The organism is Streptomyces sp. CB03234 (assembly GCF_001905885.1).
Taxonomy (GTDB): domain Bacteria; phylum Actinomycetota; class Actinomycetes; order Streptomycetales; family Streptomycetaceae; genus Streptomyces.
On record NZ_LIYH01000006.1, the window covers coordinates 69,121 to 89,620 of the forward strand.

The 20,500-nt window shown below is 71.9% G+C and carries 20 protein-coding genes; 11 read left to right on the plus strand and 9 right to left on the minus strand.

Features of this window, described 5'->3' with window-relative positions; translation table 11 throughout:
• Window positions 1–65 precede the first annotated feature (65 nt).
• Both AMK26_RS25960 and AMK26_RS25965 read right to left on the minus strand, forming a co-directional pair.
• A complete protein-coding gene (locus AMK26_RS25960) occupies window positions 66–1,133 on the minus strand; it encodes a C40 family peptidase (RefSeq protein WP_073757794.1) in 1,068 nt (355 codons plus the stop codon).
• A 146-nt stretch (window positions 1,134–1,279) separates the two neighbouring features.
• On the minus strand, window positions 1,280–2,140 hold the full coding sequence (locus AMK26_RS25965; RefSeq protein ID WP_073757190.1) for a class I SAM-dependent methyltransferase: 861 nt from the start codon (window positions 2,138–2,140) through the stop codon (window positions 1,280–1,282).
• A gap of 182 nt (window positions 2,141–2,322) precedes the next feature.
• On the opposite strand from AMK26_RS25965, the gene mshA reads away from it, so the two are divergent.
• A complete protein-coding gene (gene mshA / locus AMK26_RS25970) occupies window positions 2,323–3,684 on the plus strand; it encodes a D-inositol-3-phosphate glycosyltransferase (protein ID WP_073757191.1) in 1,362 nt (453 codons plus the stop codon).
• Window positions 3,677–4,165 (plus strand): YbjN domain-containing protein, encoded by a 489-nt coding sequence (locus AMK26_RS25975; protein WP_073757795.1) that lies wholly within the window; start codon window positions 3,677–3,679, stop codon window positions 4,163–4,165. The genes mshA and AMK26_RS25975 overlap by 8 nt, the downstream gene beginning before the upstream one ends.
• Window positions 4,166–4,641: 476 nt before the next feature.
• Here the strand turns inward: AMK26_RS25975 and AMK26_RS25985 are convergent, their stop codons facing one another.
• On the minus strand, window positions 4,642–5,901 hold the full coding sequence (locus AMK26_RS25985; protein WP_073757193.1) for an MDR family MFS transporter: 1,260 nt from the start codon (window positions 5,899–5,901) through the stop codon (window positions 4,642–4,644).
• A gap of 104 nt (window positions 5,902–6,005) precedes the next feature.
• On the opposite strand from AMK26_RS25985, the gene AMK26_RS25990 reads away from it, so the two are divergent.
• The gene (locus tag AMK26_RS25990; protein ID WP_073757194.1) at window positions 6,006–6,767 is read left to right on the plus strand and encodes a phosphoglyceromutase; all 762 of its coding nucleotides are present in this window, start codon (window positions 6,006–6,008) and stop codon (window positions 6,765–6,767) included.
• Between the two features lie 252 nt (window positions 6,768–7,019).
• On the opposite strand, the gene AMK26_RS37420 is transcribed toward AMK26_RS25990, so the two are convergent.
• Both AMK26_RS37420 and phoU read right to left on the minus strand, forming a co-directional pair.
• Window positions 7,020–7,169: a hypothetical protein gene (locus AMK26_RS37420; protein ID WP_198944163.1), complete on the minus strand. Its 150-nt coding sequence runs from the start codon at window positions 7,167–7,169 to the stop codon at window positions 7,020–7,022.
• A gap of 105 nt (window positions 7,170–7,274) precedes the next feature.
• Window positions 7,275–7,955 (minus strand): phosphate signaling complex protein PhoU, encoded by a 681-nt coding sequence (gene phoU / locus AMK26_RS25995; RefSeq protein WP_073757195.1) that lies wholly within the window; start codon window positions 7,953–7,955, stop codon window positions 7,275–7,277.
• Window positions 7,956–8,155: 200 nt separating this feature from the next.
• Between phoU and AMK26_RS26000 the strand changes: the two genes are divergently transcribed.
• Both AMK26_RS26000 and AMK26_RS26005 read left to right on the plus strand, forming a co-directional pair.
• Window positions 8,156–9,382, plus strand: coding sequence for a sensor histidine kinase (locus AMK26_RS26000; RefSeq protein ID WP_073757196.1), 1,227 nt, complete (start codon window positions 8,156–8,158; stop codon window positions 9,380–9,382).
• Window positions 9,379–10,059, plus strand: coding sequence for a response regulator transcription factor (locus tag AMK26_RS26005; RefSeq protein ID WP_073757197.1), 681 nt, complete (start codon window positions 9,379–9,381; stop codon window positions 10,057–10,059). The genes AMK26_RS26000 and AMK26_RS26005 overlap by 4 nt, the downstream gene beginning before the upstream one ends.
• A gap of 84 nt (window positions 10,060–10,143) precedes the next feature.
• Here the strand turns inward: AMK26_RS26005 and AMK26_RS26010 are convergent, their stop codons facing one another.
• On the minus strand, window positions 10,144–10,833 hold the full coding sequence (locus tag AMK26_RS26010) for a DUF461 domain-containing protein (RefSeq protein WP_073757198.1): 690 nt from the start codon (window positions 10,831–10,833) through the stop codon (window positions 10,144–10,146).
• A gap of 696 nt (window positions 10,834–11,529) precedes the next feature.
• On the opposite strand from AMK26_RS26010, the gene AMK26_RS26020 reads away from it, so the two are divergent.
• The 6 genes from AMK26_RS26020 to AMK26_RS26045 all read left to right on the plus strand — a co-directional run bounded on the left by AMK26_RS26020 (window position 11,530) and on the right by AMK26_RS26045 (window position 17,774).
• Entirely contained in the window at window positions 11,530–12,012 is a 483-nt protein-coding gene (locus AMK26_RS26020; protein WP_003953493.1) for a CarD family transcriptional regulator, read from the plus strand.
• Window positions 12,013–12,256: 244 nt separating this feature from the next.
• Window positions 12,257–12,994: a 2-C-methyl-D-erythritol 4-phosphate cytidylyltransferase gene (ispD, locus tag AMK26_RS26025; protein WP_073757200.1), complete on the plus strand. Its 738-nt coding sequence runs from the start codon at window positions 12,257–12,259 to the stop codon at window positions 12,992–12,994.
• Window positions 12,984–13,481, plus strand: coding sequence for a 2-C-methyl-D-erythritol 2,4-cyclodiphosphate synthase (gene ispF, locus AMK26_RS26030; RefSeq protein ID WP_073757201.1), 498 nt, complete (start codon window positions 12,984–12,986; stop codon window positions 13,479–13,481). The genes ispD and ispF overlap by 11 nt, the downstream gene beginning before the upstream one ends.
• Window positions 13,482–13,519: 38 nt before the next feature.
• Window positions 13,520–14,917, plus strand: coding sequence for a cysteine--tRNA ligase (cysS, locus tag AMK26_RS26035; RefSeq protein ID WP_073757797.1), 1,398 nt, complete (start codon window positions 13,520–13,522; stop codon window positions 14,915–14,917).
• 61 nt (window positions 14,918–14,978) lie between these two features.
• The gene (rlmB, locus tag AMK26_RS26040) at window positions 14,979–15,929 is read left to right on the plus strand and encodes a 23S rRNA (guanosine(2251)-2'-O)-methyltransferase RlmB (RefSeq protein WP_073757202.1); all 951 of its coding nucleotides are present in this window, start codon (window positions 14,979–14,981) and stop codon (window positions 15,927–15,929) included.
• Between the two features lie 213 nt (window positions 15,930–16,142).
• Window positions 16,143–17,774, plus strand: coding sequence for a DoxX family protein (locus AMK26_RS26045; protein WP_073757203.1), 1,632 nt, complete (start codon window positions 16,143–16,145; stop codon window positions 17,772–17,774).
• 56 nt (window positions 17,775–17,830) lie between these two features.
• Here the strand turns inward: AMK26_RS26045 and AMK26_RS26050 are convergent, their stop codons facing one another.
• The 3 genes from AMK26_RS26050 to AMK26_RS26060 form a co-directional block, all read right to left on the minus strand.
• On the minus strand, window positions 17,831–18,541 hold the full coding sequence (locus AMK26_RS26050; protein ID WP_073757204.1) for a nucleotidyltransferase family protein: 711 nt from the start codon (window positions 18,539–18,541) through the stop codon (window positions 17,831–17,833).
• 40 nt (window positions 18,542–18,581) lie between these two features.
• Window positions 18,582–18,995 carry a hypothetical protein gene (locus tag AMK26_RS26055; protein WP_073757205.1) on the minus strand — a complete coding sequence of 138 codons (414 nt, stop codon included), beginning with the start codon at window positions 18,993–18,995 and terminating at the stop codon, window positions 18,582–18,584.
• 200 nt (window positions 18,996–19,195) lie between these two features.
• Window positions 19,196–20,293: an ABC transporter ATP-binding protein gene (locus AMK26_RS26060; protein ID WP_073757206.1), complete on the minus strand. Its 1,098-nt coding sequence runs from the start codon at window positions 20,291–20,293 to the stop codon at window positions 19,196–19,198.
• Between the last annotated feature and the right edge of the window lie 207 nt (window positions 20,294–20,500).

The window sequence follows — 20,500 nt, forward strand, 5'->3', positions numbered from 1 at the left end:
AACGTCACGCGCCGCGTGTTGGCCCGGTCACATCCCGGGACGTATCCGACAGCGGGAGGCGCGCCTTACTTGTCCGGGCGTACGACTCCGAGGATCGCCATCGAGCCCGCACCGGCCACCGTCACGTTCCGTCCCGGCCGGGGCGCGTGGATGATCGCCCCGTCGCCGATGTACAGGCCGACATGGCTGGCGTCCGCGTGGTAGATGATCAGGTCGCCCGGCCGCATGTCCTTGACGTCGATCCGGGGCAGCAGCCGCCACTGCTCCTGCGACGTGCGCGGGATGCCCGTGCCGGCCGCCGCCCACGCCTGCGACGTCAGCCCCGAGCAGTCGTACGACCCCGGGCCCTCCGCGCCCCACACGTACGGCTTGCCGAGCTGGGCCGTCGCGAACTCGACCGCCTTCTTGCCCTGCGGGCTCACGCTGCCGCCGGTCTCCTTCAGTACGCCGGAGCCGAGCCACGCCGTCTGCGCCTGGGCCTGCTCGTCCCGCTCCAGTTGCAGCAGCCGCTCGCGCTCCGCCGTCTCCAGCTGGGACTCCAGCTTCTTCGCCGCCGCGATCTTGGTCTCGATCTGCTTCTTCGTCCTGGCCTGCTGGACCCGGCTCGCCTCCAGCCTGGTCCAGTGCGCGCTGGCGTCCTTGGTGTACGCCTCCAAGTCCGCCTGCCGCTGCTTCAGTTCGGCGAGGAGATCCTTGGTGGCCTTCTGGCCCTGCTGGAGGCGGCCGACGCCGCTGAGGAAGAGCTGCGGGTCGTCGCTGAGGACCAGCTGCGCCTCGTCGGGTATGCCACCGTTGCGGTACTGGGCGCGGGCGGCCGCGCCGGCCCGCGTCTTCAGGTCCTCGATACGGGCCTGGCCGTCCACGATGGCCTGCGCCAGCTTCACGATCTCGGCCGACTGCTTCTTCGCCCGCTCCTCGGCCAGGTTGTACGCGTCGGTGGCGGAGGCGGCCTGGCGGTAGAGGGTGTCGATCTCGCGGCGTACCTCTTCCAGGCTCTTGCCGGAGGCACCGGCCACGGGGGGCGGGGGAGGGGGCGGGGTGGGCGCGGCGTACGCCGCCTGGACCGGTGACGCCAGCACGGTCAGAGCGCAGACCACGGTGATCGCGGCGGTGGCGCAACGGCGTCGGTTCACGGACTCCCCCATCTCCCCATCTGATTTACCGTCAGTAACTTCGGGCTGCCGATCGAGATGGTGCCATGAGGCTCGCGAAAACGACAGAGTCACACCCACCCATGGGGGACGAAAGATCGTTCAGGTGCGTTCCGTCTGAGAGGTGTTCAGTACGAGCCGGGCGCCAGCGCCGCCCATCGCACCGTCACTTCGCCCTGCCGCCACCGCCGTCGGCCATCCACCAGCGGCCAGTCGCCCGCCAGATCCGCCGCCGTCCTGATCCACCGCTGCCGGGCGCCGAGCGAGGCGTACGGAGCCGCCGCCGCCCACGCCCGGTCGAAGTCCCGCAGGAACGCGTGCACCGGCTCGCCCGGCACGTTCCGGTGGATCAGCGCCTTCGGAAGGCGCTCCGCGAGATCGGAGGGGCGGTCCAGCGAGCCGAGCCGGGTCGCGAACGTCACCGTCCGCGGCCCCTCCGGCCCCAGCGCCACCCACACATGACGCCGCCCGATCTCGTCGCAGGTCCCCTCCACCAGCAGGCCGCCGGGCGCGAGCCGCGCGCACAGCCGCGCCCACACCTCGGCGACCTCGTCCTCGTCGTACTGGCGCAGCACGTTCGCCGCCCGGATCAGCGATGGGGCGCCGTCCACGGGGATCTCGAAGCCACCGTGCACGAAGGTGAGGCCGTCGCGCGCGTAGGGCTGGGCGGCGGCGACCCGGGCGGGCTCGATCTCTATGCCGACCACCCGGGTGCGGGGGTCGGCGTCGCCGCGCAGCCGGTGCAGCAGCTCGACGGCGGTCCAGGGGGCGGCCCCGTAGCCGAGGTCCACGGCCGTGGGCGCCCGCTCGCCGCGGCGCAGCGCCGCGCCGTGGACGGCGGCGATCCAGCGGTCCATGCGGCGCAGGCGGTTGGGGTTGGTGGTCCCGCGGGTCGGTGTACCGACGGGGCGGGTCCCGGCGGGGCGGGTTCCGGTGGGGCGGGTTCCGTCCGGGCGGGTCCCGGTGGGGCGGGTGGTGCGCGGGGCCATGGGGACGAGGGTAAGGGCTCCCGGCCCCTCCCTTCGTACGCGTAATGAATTGGCAAAGCGGAAATGAAGGGGCGCGGCCCGCTGTTGTCGCTGGCGGGAGGGCCGTACGCACTGGCGCGCGCGTGTCCTCCGCTCGCCATGCCCGCACACCTGCCATGCCCGCACAGCGGAAGGACGCCGACGTGAGCCAGTACGTGTCCCGGTTCGCCGGCACCCTGGCCGGGCCGCACCGGACCGCCGGGTCGCACCGGCTCCGGCTGCCCGGCCGGGCGAGGGTGCCGCGCCGGATCGCGATGCTCAGTGTCCACACCTCCCCGCTGCACCAGCCCGGCACGGGCGACGCGGGCGGCATGAACGTCTACATCGTCGAGCTCGCCAGGCGCCTCGCCGCGATCAACATCGAGGTCGAGATATTCACCCGGGCCACCGCCGGCGGGCTGCCCCCGGCCGTCGAGCTGGCCCCGGGCGTCCTCGTACGACACGTCGACGCCGGACCGTACGAAGGGCTCGCCAAGGAGGAGCTGCCCGCCCAGCTGTGCGCCTTCACCCACGGCGTGATGCGGGCCTGGGCGGGGCACCGGCCCGGCCACTACGACCTCGTCCACTCCCACTACTGGCTCTCCGGCCACGTCGGCTGGCTCGCCGCCGAGCGGTGGGGCGTCCCGCTCGTGCACGCCATGCACACCATGGCCAAGGTCAAGAACGCGGCGCTCGCGGAGGGCGACACCCCCGAGCCGACGGCGCGGGTCATCGGCGAGACGCAGATCGTGCGCGCCGCCGACCGGCTGATCGCCAACACCGCGGAGGAGGCCGACGAACTCGTCCGCTTCTACGAGGCCGAACCGTCGAAGGTCGCGGTCGTGCACCCGGGCGTGAACCTCGACCGGTTCCGGCCGGCCGACGGGCGGGCCGCCGCCCGCGCCCGGCTCGGGCTGCCCGCCGACGCGTTCATCCCCGTCTTCGCCGGGCGCATCCAGCCCCTGAAGGCCCCCGACATCCTGCTGCGTGCGGCAGCCCGGCTGCTGGACGAGGACCCGTCGCTGCGGTCCCGGATGCTCGTCCCGGTCGTCGGCGGGCCCAGCGGCAGCGGCCTCGCCAAGCCCGAGGGCCTGCAGAAACTCGCCGCGCGCCTCGGCATCGCCGACGTCGTACGCTTCCACCCGCCCGTGCGGCAGGACGCGCTCGCCGACTGGTTCCGGGCGGCGTCCGTGCTGGTCATGCCCTCGTACAGCGAGTCCTTCGGGCTCGTCGCCATCGAGGCGCAGGCGGCCGGCACGCCCGTCGTCGCCGCGTCGGTGGGCGGGCTGCCGGTGGCGGTGCGGGACGGCTCGACCGGCTTCCTGGTGCAGGGCCACAACCCGGCGGACTACGCGGCCGCGCTGCGCCGGTTCGTGGACGACCCGTCGCTGACCGGCCGCCTGGGCGAGGCGGCGGCGCGGCACGCCGGATCGTTCGGCTGGGACACGGCGGCGGCGGGAACGGCCGACGTGTACTCCGCGGCCATGCACGAACACCGCCGTGGCGTACGCTCGCGTCATGGCTGACGCCCGGAAGATCATCGAGTCCGCGCTGAACGACGCCGAGCTGACCTGGGAGTCCCCGGAGCCCGGCTCCTACGTCGTCACCCTTCCCGGTACGCGCAAGCTGTCCACCACGCTGTCGCTGCGCCTGGGCCGCCACTCGCTGTCCCTGAACGCGTTCGTCATCCGCCACCCCGACGAGAACGAGCCGGGCGTCCACCGCTGGCTGCTGGAGCGCAACCTCCGCCTGTACGGGGTGGCGTACGCGGTCGACAGCCTCGGCGACATCTACCTGACCGGCAAGTTGCCGCTCTCCGCGATCACCCCGGAGGAGCTGGACCGTGTGCTGGGCTCGGTCCTGGAGGCGGCGGACGGGGCGTTCAACACGCTCCTGGAGCTGGGCTTCGCGACGGCGATCCGCAAGGAGTACGCGTGGCGCGTCGCCCGCGGCGAATCCACACGCAACCTGGACGCGTTCGCCCACCTGACGCGCCCGCAAAAGTAACCGCCCGGGCCCTCACCCTCCCCGTCGTGGGCAGTCGCCCCGCCGGGCGGCGCCTCCCTCTCCCCGCCCCGCGTGTCGGCAGTCGTCCGGCGCCCGCCAGCCCGTTGTGGGCAGTCGTCCCGCTGGGGCGATGGGGGTCCCCCCTGCTCGAGCGAAGCCGAGAGCTTGGGGGAGGGTGGGCACAACGGGACGGGGCGGTGCCCTTGCGGCGGCTCCACCCTGGGCGGTGCCCGTTCCGGTGCGGGTCGGTGGCCTGCCGGGGGGTGGGGGGGCGTGGCCCCTCCGGGCTCACCTCCTCGAGGCCGGCGGCCTTGGGTACGTCGGATGGGAAGCCCCACTGCCGCCGCCAACCTCTGCGGGGGCGACCCTGCACGGCCCCACCCCGGCCGTCGGCCGACTGCGGGCGCCCTCCCGGGGGAGAAGGGGGCACGGCCCCACCCCGGCCGGTGGCCAACCGCGGGCCGGTGAACCCCTCCTCAGGCGGTGACCGCCTCGCGGGACGGCGCCGGGGCGGCCGTCTCCGGGGAGTGGGCCGGCAGGCCCCGCATCAGGAGCCAGTAGCCGAGCCCGGCCACCGTCCCGAGCACCGCGCACGCGCCCCACAGCCACTGCGCGCCCCACCGGTCGATCGTCCACCCGGACATCAGCGGGGCGACCAGCGCGGCGGCCGACCAGGACATGGTGTACACGCCCTGGTAGCGGCCCCGCCCGTGGACCGGGGAGAGGCGCACCACCAGTCCCGTCTGGGTCGGGGCGTTGACGATCTCGGCGAGCGTCCAGACGCCGACGGTCAGCGCGTAGACGGCGACGGAACCCGCGAAGGCGGTGAGCCCGAAGCCGTACCCGGCCAGCAGCGAGGAGACGATCAGCAGCCGGCGCGGGTCGCGGTGCTCGATGTACCGGGTGACCGGGATCTGGAGCGCCACGATGAGGACACCGTTGACCGCCATCGCCAGCCCGAAGTCCGCGGCGTCGAACCCGTCCGCGCCCATGGCGACCGGGAGACCCACGTACCCCTGCTGGAAGATCAGCGAGATGAGGAAGGAGAGGCCCACCACCCCCATGAACCGCCCGTCGCGCAGCACGGCCCCCATGCCGGTCTCCGGTGGCGCGGCCTTCCCGGGGTGGGACGGGGCCTGCGCGGGGCGGGATTCGGGCAGCTTGAGGAAGATGAGGACCGCACAGGCCAGCGTCAGGACGGCCTCGCCGAGGAAGCCGGCGAGGTAGCTGTACTCGGCGATGAACCCGGCGCCCGCGGAGGAGACGGCGAAGCCCAGGTTGATCGCCCAGTAGTTGAGCGAGAACGCTCGTACCCGGTCCTCGGGCCGCACGATGTCGGCCATCATCGCCTGCACGGCCGGCCGTGAGGCGTTCGACGTGGCGCCGACGACGAAGGCGACCGCGGCGATGGCGACCGGGTGCTGCATGAAGCCGAGGACCGCGACCGAGACGGCCGTCGACACCTGGGCGATCAGCAGCGTGGGGCGCCGGCCGAGCCGGTCGGTCATCACACCCGCGCCGAGCGACGAGACGACGCCGCCGAGCCCGTGGAGGGACGCCACGAGCCCCGCGTACGAGGCCGAATAGCCACGGTCCAGGGTCAGGTACAGGGCGGTGAAGGTGGCGACGAAGGCGCCGAGCCGGTTGATCAGGGTGCTCGCCCACAGCCACCAGAACGCCCGCGGCAGGCCCGAGACGCTCTCCTTGGCCGCCCGTCTGAGCGTGGCGATGGACATGTGTACCCCCCGTAAGAGCCCGAACCGATGACCGGACGTTACGAGGGCGCTGCCCCGGGGGCCTATTCGATTGACGGGGGCCGTCAAGCGTTAATCTCGTACGCATGGCCGACGCACCGTACAAGCTGATCCTCCTCCGCCACGGCGAGAGCGAATGGAACGCGAAGAACCTGTTCACCGGCTGGGTGGACGTCAACCTCACCGAGAAGGGCGAGAAGGAGGCGGTCCGCGGCGGTGAGCTGCTCAAGGACGCCGGTCTGCTCCCCGACGTGCTGCACACCTCGCTCCAGAAGCGCGCCATCCGCACCGCGCAGCTCGCGCTCGAGGCCGCCGACCGCCACTGGATCCCGGTCCACCGCTCCTGGCGCCTGAACGAGCGCCACTACGGCGCGCTGCAGGGCAAGGACAAGGCGCAGACGCTCGCCGAGTTCGGCGAGGAGCAGTTCATGCTGTGGCGCCGCTCCTACGACACCCCGCCGCCGGTCCTCGCCGACGACAACGAGTTCTCGCAGGCCAACGACGCGCGGTACGCCACCATCCCGCCGGAGCTGCGCCCGCGCACCGAGTGCCTCAAGGACGTCGTCGTCCGCATGCTGCCGTACTGGTACGACGGCATCGTCCCCGACCTTCTGACCGGCCGCGTGGTCCTGGTCGCCGCCCACGGCAACAGCCTGCGCGCCCTGGTCAAGCACCTCGACGGCATCTCCGACGAGGACATCGCGGGCCTGAACATCCCCACGGGCATCCCGCTGGTCTACGAGCTGGACGGCGACTTCAAGCCGCTCAACCCGGGCGGCACCTACCTGGACCCCGAGGCGGCGAAGGCGGCCATCGAGGCGGTCAAGAACCAGGGCAAGAAGAAGTAGGACCACGCGTACGAGCCCCTCGCAGGCGCTCGGCTGGGTTTCCCGGCCGAGCGTTTCGCGTGCTGCCGGCTCGATCTTGGGGACCAACGCCAGGCCTGGCGGCGGGTGGGGCCTTCGTCGGCTCACTGCGCGGTTCTCCCCGGCCCTGGACGTAGACGGCCTGGGCCGTCACGAGCGGACGGAACCCCGAGCGGAACGCCAAAGGGCCCCGCCCGTGTCCCGGGCGGGGCCCTTCGTGAAACGTCCGGCGGGTCAGCCGCAGCAGCCGCCGCACTGGCACGGCGCGCCCGACTGGCAGCCGCAGCCGCAGCCCGAGCCGCAGCCACAGGCACCCAGCACGGGCAGACGGGGCACTTCGACGGGCACTTCCCGCTCGGGGTCGGTCATGGGCGTATCTGCCATGGGTCCCTCCTCGAAGGCGTACGTTCCAAGGCGTACGTCGCCTCACCCCATTGCATCCCCGCCCGGCAGGGCGCATCAACGGCGCACTGATGTGCGACCGTGCTGTTACGCGCCCTCCACCGGCGCCTCCGCCTGCTGCAGCTCGTCCGCGTGCTCGCCCGTCACCAGGTAGACCACCCGCTTGGCCACCGACACGGCGTGGTCGGCGAAGCGCTCGTAGTAGCGGCCCAGCAGGGTCACGTCGACCGCCGTCTCGATGCCGTGCTTCCAGCGGTCGTCCATCAGGTGCTGGAACAGCGTCCGGTGCAGACGGTCCATCTCGTCGTCGTCGTGCTCCAGCTGCAGCGCCAGGTCGACGTCCTTGGTGATGATGACCTCCGCCGCCTTCGCCATCAGGCGCTGCGCCAGCTGGCCCATCTCCAGGATCGTGGCGTGCAGGTCCTGCGGCACCGCGTGGTCCGGGAAGCGCAGCCGCGCCAGCTTGGCGACGTGCTGGGCCAGGTCGCCGGAGCGCTCCAGGTCCGCGCTCATCCGCAGCGAGGTCACCACGATCCGCAGATCCGTCGCGACGGGCTGCTGGCGAGCCAGCAGGGCTATGGCCCGGGCCTCCAGTTCGTGCTGAAGGTCGTCGACCTTCTGGTCGGCCGCGATCACGGCCTCCGCCAGCTTCAGATCCGCGTCGAGCATCGCCGTGGTGGCGCGCCCGACCGCCGACCCGACCAGCCGGGCCATTTCGACCAGGCCCTCGCCGATCGAGTCCAGTTCCTCGTGGTACGCGTCCCGCATGGATGTCCCTCTCTCAGTGCGACCTCAGGGGGCCGGGTGGGCTCGGCCCCCCTACGCTCCCACGGTCCGAGTCCAAAAAGTCCGGGGCCTCCCTCCCAAGTGAACCGTCACTTTCCCCTTGGTGAACTCTGGGCGACGACTGTTCGAGCACGACCCCCGATGGCTGGGAGAGTGTCAGCGGCCACGCATAACCTGGATGCATGGACGTGAACGCGGCGGTCGCCGCATTGGCCGCGATCGCCGGAGCGTGCACCGGCGTGATCGCCATGCTGGCGTTCCGCTGGAGCGAGCGCGACCAGGCCAGGCCCACCCGGACCTCCCTCCACACGGACGCGGTACTGCCGCCCGGTGTGGACACGGTCCTGTCCGTGCTGCGCTCCTCCGCCGTCGTCCTCGACGAGAGCGACTCGGTCGTCAAGGCCAGCTCCGCGGCGTACGCGCTCGGGCTCGTCCGCGGCGGGAAACTGGCCGTCGAGCCGATGCTCCACATGGCCCGCGACACCCGCCGCGACGGCGAGATACGGCAGGTGGAGCTGGACCTGCCCCGGCGCGGCACCGGCCGGGGCGAGGCCCTCGCCGTCTCCGCCCGCGTCGCGCCCCTCGGCTCCCGCCTCGTCCTGCTCCTGGTCGAGGACCTCACCGAGGCCCGCCGTATCGAAGCCGTACGCCGCGACTTCGTCGCCAACGTCAGCCATGAGCTGAAGACCCCCGTCGGCGCCCTGTCCCTGCTCTCCGAGGCCGTCATGGACGCCTCCGACGACCCCGAGGCCGTCATGCGCTTCGCCGGGCGCATGCAGATAGAGGCCACCCGGCTCACCAACCTCGTCCAGGAGCTCATCGACCTCTCCCGGGTCCAGAACGACGACCCGCTGGAGGACGCCGAGCCGGTCCGGGTCGACGAACTGGTCGCCGAGGCCATCGACCGCTCCCGGCACACCGCCTCCACCAAGCAGATCACCATGGCCGCCGGCGGCACCGCCGACCTGCACGTCTGGGGACACCGCGGCCAGCTCGCCGCCGCCCTCGGCAACCTCGTCGAGAACGCCGTGAACTACTCCCCGGCCCACACCCGCGTCGGCATCGCCGCCCGCCGCGTCACCGCGCCCGGCGGCGACCTCATCGAGATAGCCGTCACCGACCAGGGCATAGGGATCCCCGACAAGGACAAGGAGCGCATCTTCGAGCGCTTCTACCGCGTCGACCCCGCCCGCTCCCGCGCCACCGGCGGTACGGGGCTGGGCCTCGCCATCGTCAAGCACGTGGCCGCCTCGCACGGCGGGGAGGTCACCGTGTGGAGCACCGAGGGTCAGGGCTCCACCTTCACCCTCCGGCTCCCCGAGGCCGGCGCCGGACGGGACCGTTCTTCCCGGTCCCACCACGACCACACCACCCACGAACCGCTCACAGCCCCGGAGGTCCTTCCGTGACCCGAGTGCTCGTCGTCGAGGATGAGGAATCCTTCAGCGACGCCCTGTCCTACATGCTCCGCAAGGAAGGCTTCGAAGTCGCCGTGGCGGCCACCGGGCCCGAGGGGCTGGACGAATTCGAGCGCAATGGCGCCGACCTCGTCCTGCTCGACCTCATGCTGCCCGGCCTGCCCGGCACCGAGGTCTGCCGCCAGCTGCGCGGCCGGTCGAACGTCCCGGTCATCATGGTGACCGCCAAGGACAGCGAGATCGACAAGGTCGTCGGACTGGAGATAGGAGCCGACGACTACGTCACGAAGCCCTTCTCGTCCCGTGAGCTGGTCGCCCGCATCCGCGCGGTCCTGCGCCGCCGCGGCGAGCCCGAGGAGGTCGCCCCGGCGGCCCTGGAGGCCGGGCCGGTCCGAATGGACGTGGACCGTCACGTCGTCACGGTCGCGGGCGGCAAGGTCGACCTGCCGCTGAAGGAGTTCGACCTGCTGGAGATGCTGCTGCGCAACGCGGGCCGGGTGCTGACCCGTATGCAGCTGATCGACCGGGTATGGGGCGCGGACTACGTGGGCGACACCAAGACCCTCGACGTCCACGTCAAGCGCCTCCGCGCCAAGATCGAACCCGACCCGGGCGCTCCCCGCTACCTGGTCACGGTCCGGGGCCTGGGCTACAAGTTCGAGCCGTAGGCCGACCCGCCCGCCGGCTCGCGGGTGTACGTACGGGAAGGGGCGCCCCACCGCTGGTGGGGCGCCCCTTCCCGTACGTGTACGTCAGTGGCCGGCGTCGTGCGACGCCGAGGCGGAGTCCGACGGGGCCTCCGGCGCCTGGTCGCCCTCGTTGGGGGCGTCCGGCGCGGCCGGGGAGCCGGTGGGGCTGCCGGTCGGCGCGCCCGACGGCGGCGCGGGCGGGGTGGACGCCGGGGACTGCTCGGCCGGCTTCTGCGGCACCTCGGTAGGGCCGTAGCCCGCGAAGTAGCTGGTCGCCGGGATGACGAACGCCTCCAGTCCGACGTCGCCGGTCTCGCTGAGCTTGAAGACGACCTCCTGCGCGTCGCCGTTCCGCGCGGCCTCCCGGCCCTTCTCGATCACGGCGGAGGCGTTGCCCTGGCCGCCGATGAGGACGGAGCCGCCCGCCGGGACGGTGATCTGGCCGGAGCCGCCCGCGGCGGTGAGCTTGACCTGGGCGTCGGTGCCGGGCAGCTCGATCGCCTCCAGGGTCTCCGCCTTGGAGCCGTTGTTGAAGAGCATCGCCGAGACGACGGCGGGGCCCTCCGCGTCGGGCTTCGGCTGCGTGATCACCATGGCGTTCTGGATCTTGACGGTGCCGACCGAGGTGGCGGCGTGGTCCGGCCTGACGCCGAGGGTCTGCGCGTTGTTGCCCGCACCGCAGGCGGAGAGCGAGGCGATCGAGAACACGATGGCGGTGGCGGCGAGGACGCCGCGTCGAAGGCTGCGGCTCACGGCGGCGGCAACTCCTAGGACGTACGGACGGAGGGAAGGACGGGCACGGTCTGGGTGGTACGTGGTGGTGCTTGCGGCCGGCCGATCCCGGGAACGGGCCAAAGGATCAGTCGGCGCGCTCAGGTTACCGACCCCTCCTCGCCGCCCCGCACCCGACCCGCCCCAGTCCCCGTGTCGGGCTCCTGGCGCCGCCGGCCCGCGCGACCGCCGTACGCCCGTCCCGGGCCGGTTCCCGCGCCCGTCCCGCACGCGCCGAACCATGTAGTTCGTACCGTGTTCACATAACCGCTCTTGATCAATTCCATCCCGGTGTCGCATTTCCTTACCGAAAAGCCCCGCTCGGCCAAGCTCCGCGATCAACGCGTGACCCGCGGCCGGTCAATTCCGGGAATCGCCCGAGCGAGCCGTCCGTACGAGTGAGCGGCGTCCGAACGGAGTACGGGAAGTTCACCTCCGGGAACCCGACAAACCCGGACAATCGCCCCCTTCGGGGCGCCCGTCGAGGGGTGTGGCGTGCGCGTTTCCGCCCGCCCGTGCAGCCGCTCCGACCTGCGAATACCCCCTTCCGGAAGCCCTCCGCAGCACGTTCCTGTTGCTGTTGTCAAGCCCCGAGATATGCCCTGACCTGCGAAAACGCCATTCAGAAGAAGCCGTATCCGTGTTACCCTGGATAGCCACGGAAGGGGTACCTGTCACATGACGTTCAAGGTTGGCGACACCGTGGTCTATCCCCATCACGGGGCCGCGCTGATCGAGGCCATCGAAACTCGCCAGATCAAAGGCGTGGACAAGACCTACTTGGTGCTCAAGGTCGCCCAGGGCGACTTGACGGTTCGTGTGCCAGCGGACAACGCGGAGTTCGTCGGCGTGCGCGATGTGGTCGGTCAGGACGGACTGGACCGGGTCTTCGAGGTGCTTCGCGCACCATATGCCGAGGAGCCGACGAACTGGTCCCGTCGCTACAAGGCAAATCTCGAGAAGCTCGCCTCCGGCGATGTCATCAAGGTCGCCGAAGTGGTGCGTGACCTGTGGCGCCGTGAGCGTGAGCGCGGTCTCTCCGCCGGAGAGAAGCGCATGCTCGCCAAGGCGCGCCAGATCCTGGTCAGCGAGCTCGCCCTCGCTGAGAACACCAACGAAGACAAGGCCGAGGCCCTGCTCGACGAGGTCCTCGCGTCCTGACGCGTAACGCGTAGCTGATGTGAAGCGATGCCGCGGTGCCCGCTGACATGCTGTGACAGACAGCTTCGTCGCCGGGCGCTGCGGCATGTCCGGCTCCCGGATCGTGCCCGCACATGCTGTGCCCAGGCGGCCGGCGCGGCTCGCCCGACCAGGGGTCACGGAAGGGTCCGGTCAAGGCGTTGCGCCCGCCCGCTGAGGCCATACCCATATCGGCCGAGTCAACAAACCTGCCGGAGTGCAACCGATGTCTGACGCAGCACCCCCCGCCCGCACCGCCGCGGTGATCCCCGCGGCCGGCCGGGGCGTACGGCTCGGCCCGGGCGCCCCCAAGGCGCTGCGCGCCCTGAACGGGACGCCCATGCTGATCCACGCGGTCCGCGCCATGGCGGCCTCCCGCGCGGTCTCCCTCGTCGTGGTCGTCGCACCGCCCGACGGCGCGCCCGAGGTCAAGAACCTCCTCGACGCGCACGCCCTGCCCGAGAGGACCGACTACCTCGTCGTACCCGGCGGCCGGACCCGCCAGGAGTCCGTACGCCTCGGCCTGGACGCACTGCCCGGCGACATCACCACCGTCCTCGTCCACGACGCGGCCCGACCGCTCGTGCCCGTCGACACCGTCGACGCGGTCATCGAGGCCGTACGCGACGGAGCCGTCGCCGTCGTGCCCGCCGTACCCCTCGCCGACACCGTCAAGCAGGTGGAGCCGCGCGAGAAGGGCGAGCCGGAGCCGGTCCTCGCCACGCCCGACCGCGCCACCCTCCGCGCCGTACAGACCCCGCAGGGCTTCGCCCGCGACACGCTCCTACGCGCCCACGCCACCGTCACCGACAACGTCACCGACGACGCGAGCATGGTGGAGCAGCTCGGCGAGCCGGTCGTGGTGGTCCCCGGCCACGAGGAGGCGTTCAAGGTGACCCGCCCGCTCGACCTCGTCCTCGCCGAGGCGGTCCTCGCCCGCAGGAGGGCCAACGATGGCTTCTAGCCCGACCAGCCTGCCGAGCATCGGCATCGGCACCGACGTCCACGCCTTCGAGCAGGGCCGCGAGCTGTGGTGCGCAGGCCTCCTGTGGGAGGACTCCGACGGGTACGGCCTCGCCGGGCACTCCGACGGTGACGTCGCCGCCCACGCCGCCTGCGACGCGCTGTTCTCCGCCGCCGGCGTCGGCGACCTCGGCGCCCACTTCGGCACCTCCCGCCCCGAGTGGTCCGGCGCCTCCGGCGTGACGCTGCTCGCCGAGGCCGCCCGGATCGTGCGCGCCGAGGGCTTCGAGATCGGCAACATCGCCGTCCAGGTCATCGGCGTACGCCCGAAGATCGGCAAGCGCCGCGACGAGGCCCAGAAGGTGCTGAGCGCGGCGGCCGGCGCGCCCGTGTCGGTGTCCGGCACCACGACGGACGGCCTCGGGCTGACCGGCCGCGCGGAGGGCCTCGCCGCCATCGCCACCGCGCTGCTCGTCCGTACCACCTGAGGCACGGGGCACTGGCACCGGCCCACTACCCTGGAGTGGTGACTATTCGTCTGTACGACACCAGCGCCCGGCAGATCCGCGACTTCATCCCGCTCACGCCGGGCTGCGTCTCGATCTACCTGTGTGGTGCCACCGTGCAGGCCGCCCCGCACATCGGGCACATCCGGTCGGGGCTGAACTTCGACATCATGCGCCGCTGGTTCGCGTACCGCGGCTACGACGTGACGTTCATCCGCAACGTCACGGACATCGACGACAAGATCATCGCCAAGTCCGCCGACCAGGGCCGCCCCTGGTGGTCGATCGGGTACGAGAACGAGCGCGCGTTCAACGACGGGTACGAGGCCCTCGGCTGCCTCCCGCCCACCTACGAGCCGCGCGCCACCGGGCACGTCCCCGAGATGATCGAGATGATGCGCGGCCTCATCGAGCGCGGCCACGCCTACGAGGCCGACGGCAGCGTCTACTTCGACGTCCGTTCCTTCCCCGCGTACCTGTCGCTGTCCAACCAGGACATCGACGACCTGCGCCAGCCCGCCGAGGAAGGCATCACCGGCAAGCGCGATCCGCGCGACTTCGCCATGTGGAAGGCCACCAAGCCCGGCGAGCCCGACTGGGAGACGCCGTGGGGACGCGGCCGCCCTGGCTGGCACCTGGAGTGCTCGGCCATGGCGCACAAGTACCTGGGCTCCGCCTTCGACATCCACGGCGGCGGCATCGACCTGATCTTCCCGCACCACGAGAACGAGATCGCGCAGGCCAAGGCGTACGGCGACGACTTCGCCCGCTACTGGGTGCACAACGCCTGGGTCACCATCGCCGGCGAGAAGATGGCGAAGTCCCTCGGCAATTCCGTCCTCGTCAGCGAGATGGTCAAGCAGTGGCGGCCCATCGTGCTGCGCTACTACCTGGGCACCCCGCACTACCGGTCGATGATCGAGTACAGCGAGGAGGCCCTGCGCGAGGCCGAGTCGGCGTTCGCGCGCATCGAGGGCTTCGTGCAGCGGGTCGTCGAGAAGGCCGGCGTCGTGGAGCCCGCCGCCGATGTCCCCCTCGCCTTCGCCGAGGCCATGGACGACGACCTGGGCGTGCCGCAGGCGCTCGCGATCATCCACACCACCGTCCGGCAGGGCAACAGCGCCCTGGCGGCCGACGACAAGGAAGCCGCCGTCGCGCGCCTCGCCGAGGTCCGTGCCATGCTCGGCGTCCTCGGCCTGGACCCGCTCGACCCGCACTGGGCGGGCGAGACCGACCGCTCCGAGGACCTCCACGGGGTCGTGGACTCGCTCGTACGCATGGTCCTGGACCAGCGCGAGGCGGCCCGGGCGCGCAGGGACTGGAGCACGGCGGACGCGATCCGCGACCAGCTGGGCCGGTCCGGGCTCGTCATCGAGGACGGCCCCGACGGGCCGAGGTGGACGCTCGGCGCGCGGTAGGCACCGCGCTGGCACACTTCATATATACGTACGTACGCATCATCGACGAAGCAGGTAAGTCATGGCCGGGAACAGCCAGCGCAGGAACCGCCGCACGTCCAACAAGAAGGGCGCGACGGTCGGCAGCGGTGGCCAGCGGCGCCGGGGCCTGGAAGGCAAGGGCCCCACGCCGCCCGCGTCCGCCCGCAAGGGCCATGTGAAGAACCGCGTCGCCAACGCCAAGGCCAAGCAGGCGCACCGCCGCCAGGTCGCCCGGCGCGGTGGCAAGGGCCTGTCCGAGATGGTCGTCGGCCGCAACCCCGTCTTCGAGGCGCTGCGTGACGGCGTACCGGCGACGACGCTGTACGTCCAGCAGTTCATCGACAACGACGAGCGGGTGCGCGACGCGCTCAAGCTCGCGGCCGACCGCGGCGGCATCAACCTCATGGAGGCCCCGCGCGCCGAGCTCGACCGGATGACCAACGGCCTCAACCACCAGGGCCTCGTCCTCCAGGTCCCGCCCTACGAGTACGCCCACCCCGAGGACCTGGCCGCGGCCGCCTTCGACGACGGCGAGGACCCGCTGATCGTCGCCCTCGACGGCGTCACCGACCCGCGCAACCTCGGCGCCGTCGTCCGGTCCGTCTCCGCGTTCGGCGGCCACGGCGTGGTCGTGCCGGAGCGCCGCGCCGCCGGTATGACCGCCGGCGCCTGGAAGACCGCCGCGGGCACCGCCGCCCGCACCCCGGTCGCCCGCGCCACCAACCTCACCCGCGCCCTGGAGGCGTACCAGAAGGCCGGCATCACGGTCGTCGGCCTCGACGCCGACGGCGACACCGAGGTCCACGAGCTGGACGCCCTGGGCGGCCCGGTCGTCATCGTCATCGGCAGCGAGGGCAAGGGCCTGTCCCGCCTGGTCGGCGAGACGTGCGACCACCTCGTCCGCATCCCCATGCCGGGCGGCGCGGAGTCCCTCAACGCGGGCGTCGCGGCCGGTGTGGTCCTGTACGAGGCGTCCCGCCGCCGCGCGTAACCCTCCACGGGTCCCGCCGCCCCCACGCCTCCGGTGCGTGGGGGCCGGTGTCCCCGGCCGCCGCCGGGGCCGCGATCCGCGAGGTGCGCCGGCGGCTTCGTGCCGCGCCTGATGGCACACGTGTCCGACCGTGCGGGCCCGTTATGATCTTGACGGGTCTCGGACATTTCCCACGCGTCAAGGCAGTGTCCTAAACCCGCGTCACTCGGTTAGATGAGTGTGGACACCAGAACGCCCCGGCCCGGTTTCGACGATCAGCCTGCGCTGAGCATGGTCAAGGTGGATTGCGATCCCGCGCAGGTCATCGTGAACCACGCCAGTTTCCGTGTGCAGCTCGCCCCGGTGAACAAGCCCCGGTTGGCCGACACCGCCCGCGTGCCCGCCATGAGTGGTGCCGGCACCGGCGCGGTGGCGCGGCGGCGCGCGCCCGTCGTGTGGAGCGGCAAGTCCTCGCCCGGCGACCCCGGCGCGACCGGGCTCCTCCAGGCCGTGCGGGAATCGACGGCCGTCGACACGCTCGACGCCGGCGCCACCCAGGTCATCCCGCGTGTCGACCTCTCCGACGACACTATGCCCACCCCCGTCGCCCCGCCCCTCCTGCCGCCCATGCGCCGCGCGGTCGGCGCCTACGACGAGCAGCCCGACGACGAGCACCGCCCCGGCGCGTACGCCGACACGTACGCGGACTCCTACGAGACCGACCGCGAGGACGGCCGCGAGACGGACCGCGACGACGGCCGCGACGACGGCCGCGAGGACGGCCGCTACGCGGACGGGGCGTACACCGGGCCCGCCCACCGGCACGCGTACTACCCCGGCCGCCGGATGAACCTCGGCGTCGTCCTGCTGCCGCTGCGCGTGTTCCTCGGCTTCATCTCCATCTACGCCGGCATGGGCAAGCTCTGCGACCCCGTCTACTTCGACGGCGGCGAACGCGGCTCCATGGTCAAGTGGCTCAACTCCCTCCACCCCTGGGCCCTCGCCGAACCGCTGCGCGACTTCGCGCTCGCCCACCCCGTCGGCGCCGGCCTCACCGTCGCCTTCGCGCAGGTCATCGTGGGCGTCCTCACCGTGCTGGGACTCTGGCAGCGCGTCGCCGCCGTCTTCGGCGCCCTGCTGTCCGCCGCGCTGATCCTCACCGTCAGCTGGAAGACCGTCCCCGTCTACGACGCGCCCGACATCATCTACCTCGCCGCCTGGTCGCCGCTGATCATCGCCGGCGCGCCCGTCTACTCCATCGACGGACGCCTCGCCGGCGAGGCCTGGCGCACCCTCGGGCCCCGCTCCGCGCTGTGGGACCTGCGCCGCCGGGTACTGCGGCGCGGCGTGCTCGTCGCCACCGTCGTGGTCGGCCTGACCCTGCTCATCGGCTCGGTGCTCGGCGGCGCCGTACGGTCCACCGAGATGGTCACCGTCCCCGGCCCGAACGACGACCCCACCAACCACCTGCCCGGCCGGCCGCTCCCCGAGGAGCCGGGCGAGCAGTCCCCGTCGGCCCGCGAGCCCTCCCGCCGCCCCGAGCCCTCGGCGTCCGCGTCCGCCGGCCCCACGGCCGAGGAGCAGGCGTCCTCCCCGTCCCAGACGGCGAGCGAGGCCGAGCGCACCGAGGAGGAGCGGCCCACCGCCTCCCAGGGCACCGGCCAGCAGCCGCCGGAGCAGTCCGAGCCCGTGCCCCCGCCGACCACCAGCGCCGGCCCGACCTCCACGGGCGGCAGCGGTGGCGGCACCGGCGGCGGCGACGGTGGCGACGACGGCGGTACGGGCGGCGGCAGCGGCTCGGGCGGCAACGACGGCGGCTCGTCCACCGGCGGCAACCGGAACCCGATCGGCGGCCTGCTCGGCTGACGTACAGAACACGACGAGGGGCGGTCACCGTGCACACGGCGACCGCCCCTCCATGTCTAGGAGCCGGCCAGCTCCTTCGCCGCCTCCTGGAGGTCCTTCGCCGTGTCGATCGCCCTCCAGTACGCCCCCTGCGGCAGCGGAAAGCCCGCCAGGCGCCGCTCACGGGCCAGTCGGGGGAACGTGGTGCGCTCGTGGTCCCCGCGGTCGGGCAACGCGCCCGTGAAGGCCGGGGAGAAGACGTACACGCCCGCGTTGATGAGATAGGGCGACGGCGGCGACTCGATGAAGTCGGTGATGTGCCCGAAGGTGTCCGTCTCGACGGCCCCCCAGGGGATACGGGGACGGGCCAGGGCGAGTGTCGCCACGGCATCGCGCTCGGCGTGGAACGCGGCCATCTCGCGCAGCGAGAAACGGGTCCAGATGTCACCGTTCGTGGCGTACCACGGCTCTTCGGGGTGCGGCAGGCGCGCGGCCGCGTACTTGAGGCCACCGCCGCGGCCCAGCGGCTCGGGCTCCACAACGGTGGTGACGCGCAAGGGCAGTTCGGCCGTCGCCAGCCACTGCTGGAGCACCTCGGCGAGGTGGCCGCAGGAGACGACGGCGTCGGTCACGCCCTCGGCGGCGAGCCAGGAAAGCTGATGGCCGATGATCGGGGTCCCGGTTCCCGGGATCTCGACCATCGGCTTGGGGCGGTCATCGGTGTACGGGCGCAGTCGCGAACCCTGGCCGCCCGCCAGGACCACGGCCTGCGTCGGAGAGGTGTGCATACCGCGCACGATAGGCGCACCTCGGTGCGGGCGATACGCCTCAGCTCGCGTGAGCGACGCCGGTGGCGTACGACGTGTCGCACACGGGCCTGGAGAACGTCTGGGCGCGTACGGGACCGTAGTGCTGGACGGCGGCCTTGCCGAGCGCGCGGGCGATCGACATGCAGTGGCCGGCCAGCGAGGGGCGTTCCTCCACCGCACGCTGGAGGTGCGTGAGGGCGACACCCGGGTCCTTCTCCTGAAGCTCCGCGAGGAGCTTGTCGCGGAGAATATCCTGCGGGGCACGGGGCTTGGCCCGTACCGAGACGTTCTCCGAGGACGCGGTGAGCATCTGGGTCTGGGAGCTGCTGCCTGCCCACGGGACGCTGGTGACCGCGAGAGTTCCGGAGAGCACCAGGACGACGGGCAGGACGAGGGCGAGAGAGCGGCCGATTCGGCGTGCGGTGTGGGTCACGGACGTGAGCGTAGCGGCCAGTGATGATTTGGAGACATTTAGTCACCCCCACGGGGGATGGTTCGATGCTCCTTTTCGAATCAGGCGTTGACGAACAGGGTCCGAATTGACCCGTGTGCCGGGGTATTTGTCGACATCCCGGCGCCCCACGCGCGACGGCCCCGCACCGAAGTACGGGGCCGTGCGGGCGTTTTGCGGCGTCAGTCGCTGAGACGCTCACCCGTCGAGGTCGAGAACACGTGGATCTCCTCCGGGCGCGGCACGACGTGCAGCACGGAGCCCTTCTCCGGGATGGCGCGGCCGCCGACCCGGACCACCAGGTCCTTGTCCTCGCCGCCGACGCGGGCGGAGCCGTACACGTACCCGTCGGCGCCGAGCTCCTCGACCACGTTGACCGACACGGCCAGACCCTGGTCGCTCTCCGCCCCCGCCACGTCGAAGTGCTCGGGGCGGACGCCGACCGTCACGGTGGTGTCGCCCTTGTCGGCGGCGGCGGACAGCGCGTCGCGCGACACCGGCACGACGCTGTTGCCGAACTTGACGCCACCGTCGGTGATCGGGACCTCGACCAGGTTCATGGCCGGGGAGCCGATGAAGCCGGCGACGAAGAGGTTGTTCGGGCGGTCGTACATGTTGCGCGGCGTGTCGACCTGCTGGAGCAGCCCGTCCTTCAGGACCGCGACCCGGTCGCCCATGGTGAGGGCCTCGACCTGGTCGTGCGTGACGTACACCGTGGTGATGCCGAGCCGGCGCTGGAGCGACGCGATCTGCGTACGCGTCGACACGCGCAGCTTGGCGTCGAGGTTCGACAGCGGCTCGTCCATGAGGAAGACCTGCGGCTCACGCACGATGGCGCGGCCCATGGCCACACGCTGCCGCTGACCGCCGGAAAGGGCCTTCGGCTTGCGGTCCAGGTACTCGGTCAGGTCGAGGATCTTCGCCGCCTCCTCGACCTTCTTGCGGATCTCCGCCTTGTTGACGCCGGCGATCTTGAGCGCGAAGCCCATGTTGTCGGCGACGGTCATGTGCGGGTACAGCGCGTAGTTCTGGAACACCATGGCGATGTCCCGGTCCTTCGGCGGCAGGTGCGTGACGTCGCGGTCACCGATGCGGATGGCGCCGCCGTTGACGTCCTCCAGACCGGCGAGCATGCGCAGGGAGGTCGACTTGCCGCAGCCGGACGGGCCGACGAGGACGAGGAACTCGCCGTCGGCGATCTCGATCTCGAGCTGGTCGACGGCGGGCTTGGTGCCACCCGGGTAGATCCGGGTCGCTTTGTCGAACGTGACAGAAGCCATGGTGATGCAGTCCCTTCACCGGCAGGAACGTGCCGGACGATCCGAGTAAAGGAATGGAAGTGGTCTGGTCCACGCGAGTGAACCTGGGGTGACGCTACCTGGCGATATGCGGTCTGTCAGTAGATGACGGAAGGAAATCTTGGTGGTGGTGGGGCGTTGGTGGCAGAGCACCAATCTTTTGACCGAGCGTGCACGCGGCAACGCGTT

Coding starts and splice junctions, on each gene's coding strand:
- AMK26_RS25965 (WP_073757190.1), bottom strand. CDS start 2,140: ATGGCCCCGCGCACCACCCGCCCCACCGGGACCCGCCCGGACGGAACC.
- AMK26_RS25975 (WP_073757795.1), top strand. CDS start 3,677: ATGGCTGACGCCCGGAAGATCATCGAGTCCGCGCTGAACGACGCCGAG.
- AMK26_RS25985 (WP_073757193.1), bottom strand. CDS start 5,901: ATGTCCATCGCCACGCTCAGACGGGCGGCCAAGGAGAGCGTCTCGGGC.
- AMK26_RS25990 (WP_073757194.1), top strand. CDS start 6,006: ATGGCCGACGCACCGTACAAGCTGATCCTCCTCCGCCACGGCGAGAGC.
- AMK26_RS37420 (WP_198944163.1), bottom strand. CDS start 7,169: ATGGCAGATACGCCCATGACCGACCCCGAGCGGGAAGTGCCCGTCGAA.
- phoU (WP_073757195.1), bottom strand. CDS start 7,955: ATGCGGGACGCGTACCACGAGGAACTGGACTCGATCGGCGAGGGCCTG.
- AMK26_RS26000 (WP_073757196.1), top strand. CDS start 8,156: ATGGACGTGAACGCGGCGGTCGCCGCATTGGCCGCGATCGCCGGAGCG.
- AMK26_RS26020 (WP_003953493.1), top strand. CDS start 11,530: ATGACGTTCAAGGTTGGCGACACCGTGGTCTATCCCCATCACGGGGCC.
- ispD (WP_073757200.1), top strand. CDS start 12,257: ATGTCTGACGCAGCACCCCCCGCCCGCACCGCCGCGGTGATCCCCGCG.
- ispF (WP_073757201.1), top strand. CDS start 12,984: ATGGCTTCTAGCCCGACCAGCCTGCCGAGCATCGGCATCGGCACCGAC.
- rlmB (WP_073757202.1), top strand. CDS start 14,979: ATGGCCGGGAACAGCCAGCGCAGGAACCGCCGCACGTCCAACAAGAAG.
- AMK26_RS26045 (WP_073757203.1), top strand. CDS start 16,143: ATGAGTGTGGACACCAGAACGCCCCGGCCCGGTTTCGACGATCAGCCT.
- AMK26_RS26050 (WP_073757204.1), bottom strand. CDS start 18,541: ATGCACACCTCTCCGACGCAGGCCGTGGTCCTGGCGGGCGGCCAGGGT.
- AMK26_RS26060 (WP_073757206.1), bottom strand. CDS start 20,293: ATGGCTTCTGTCACGTTCGACAAAGCGACCCGGATCTACCCGGGTGGC.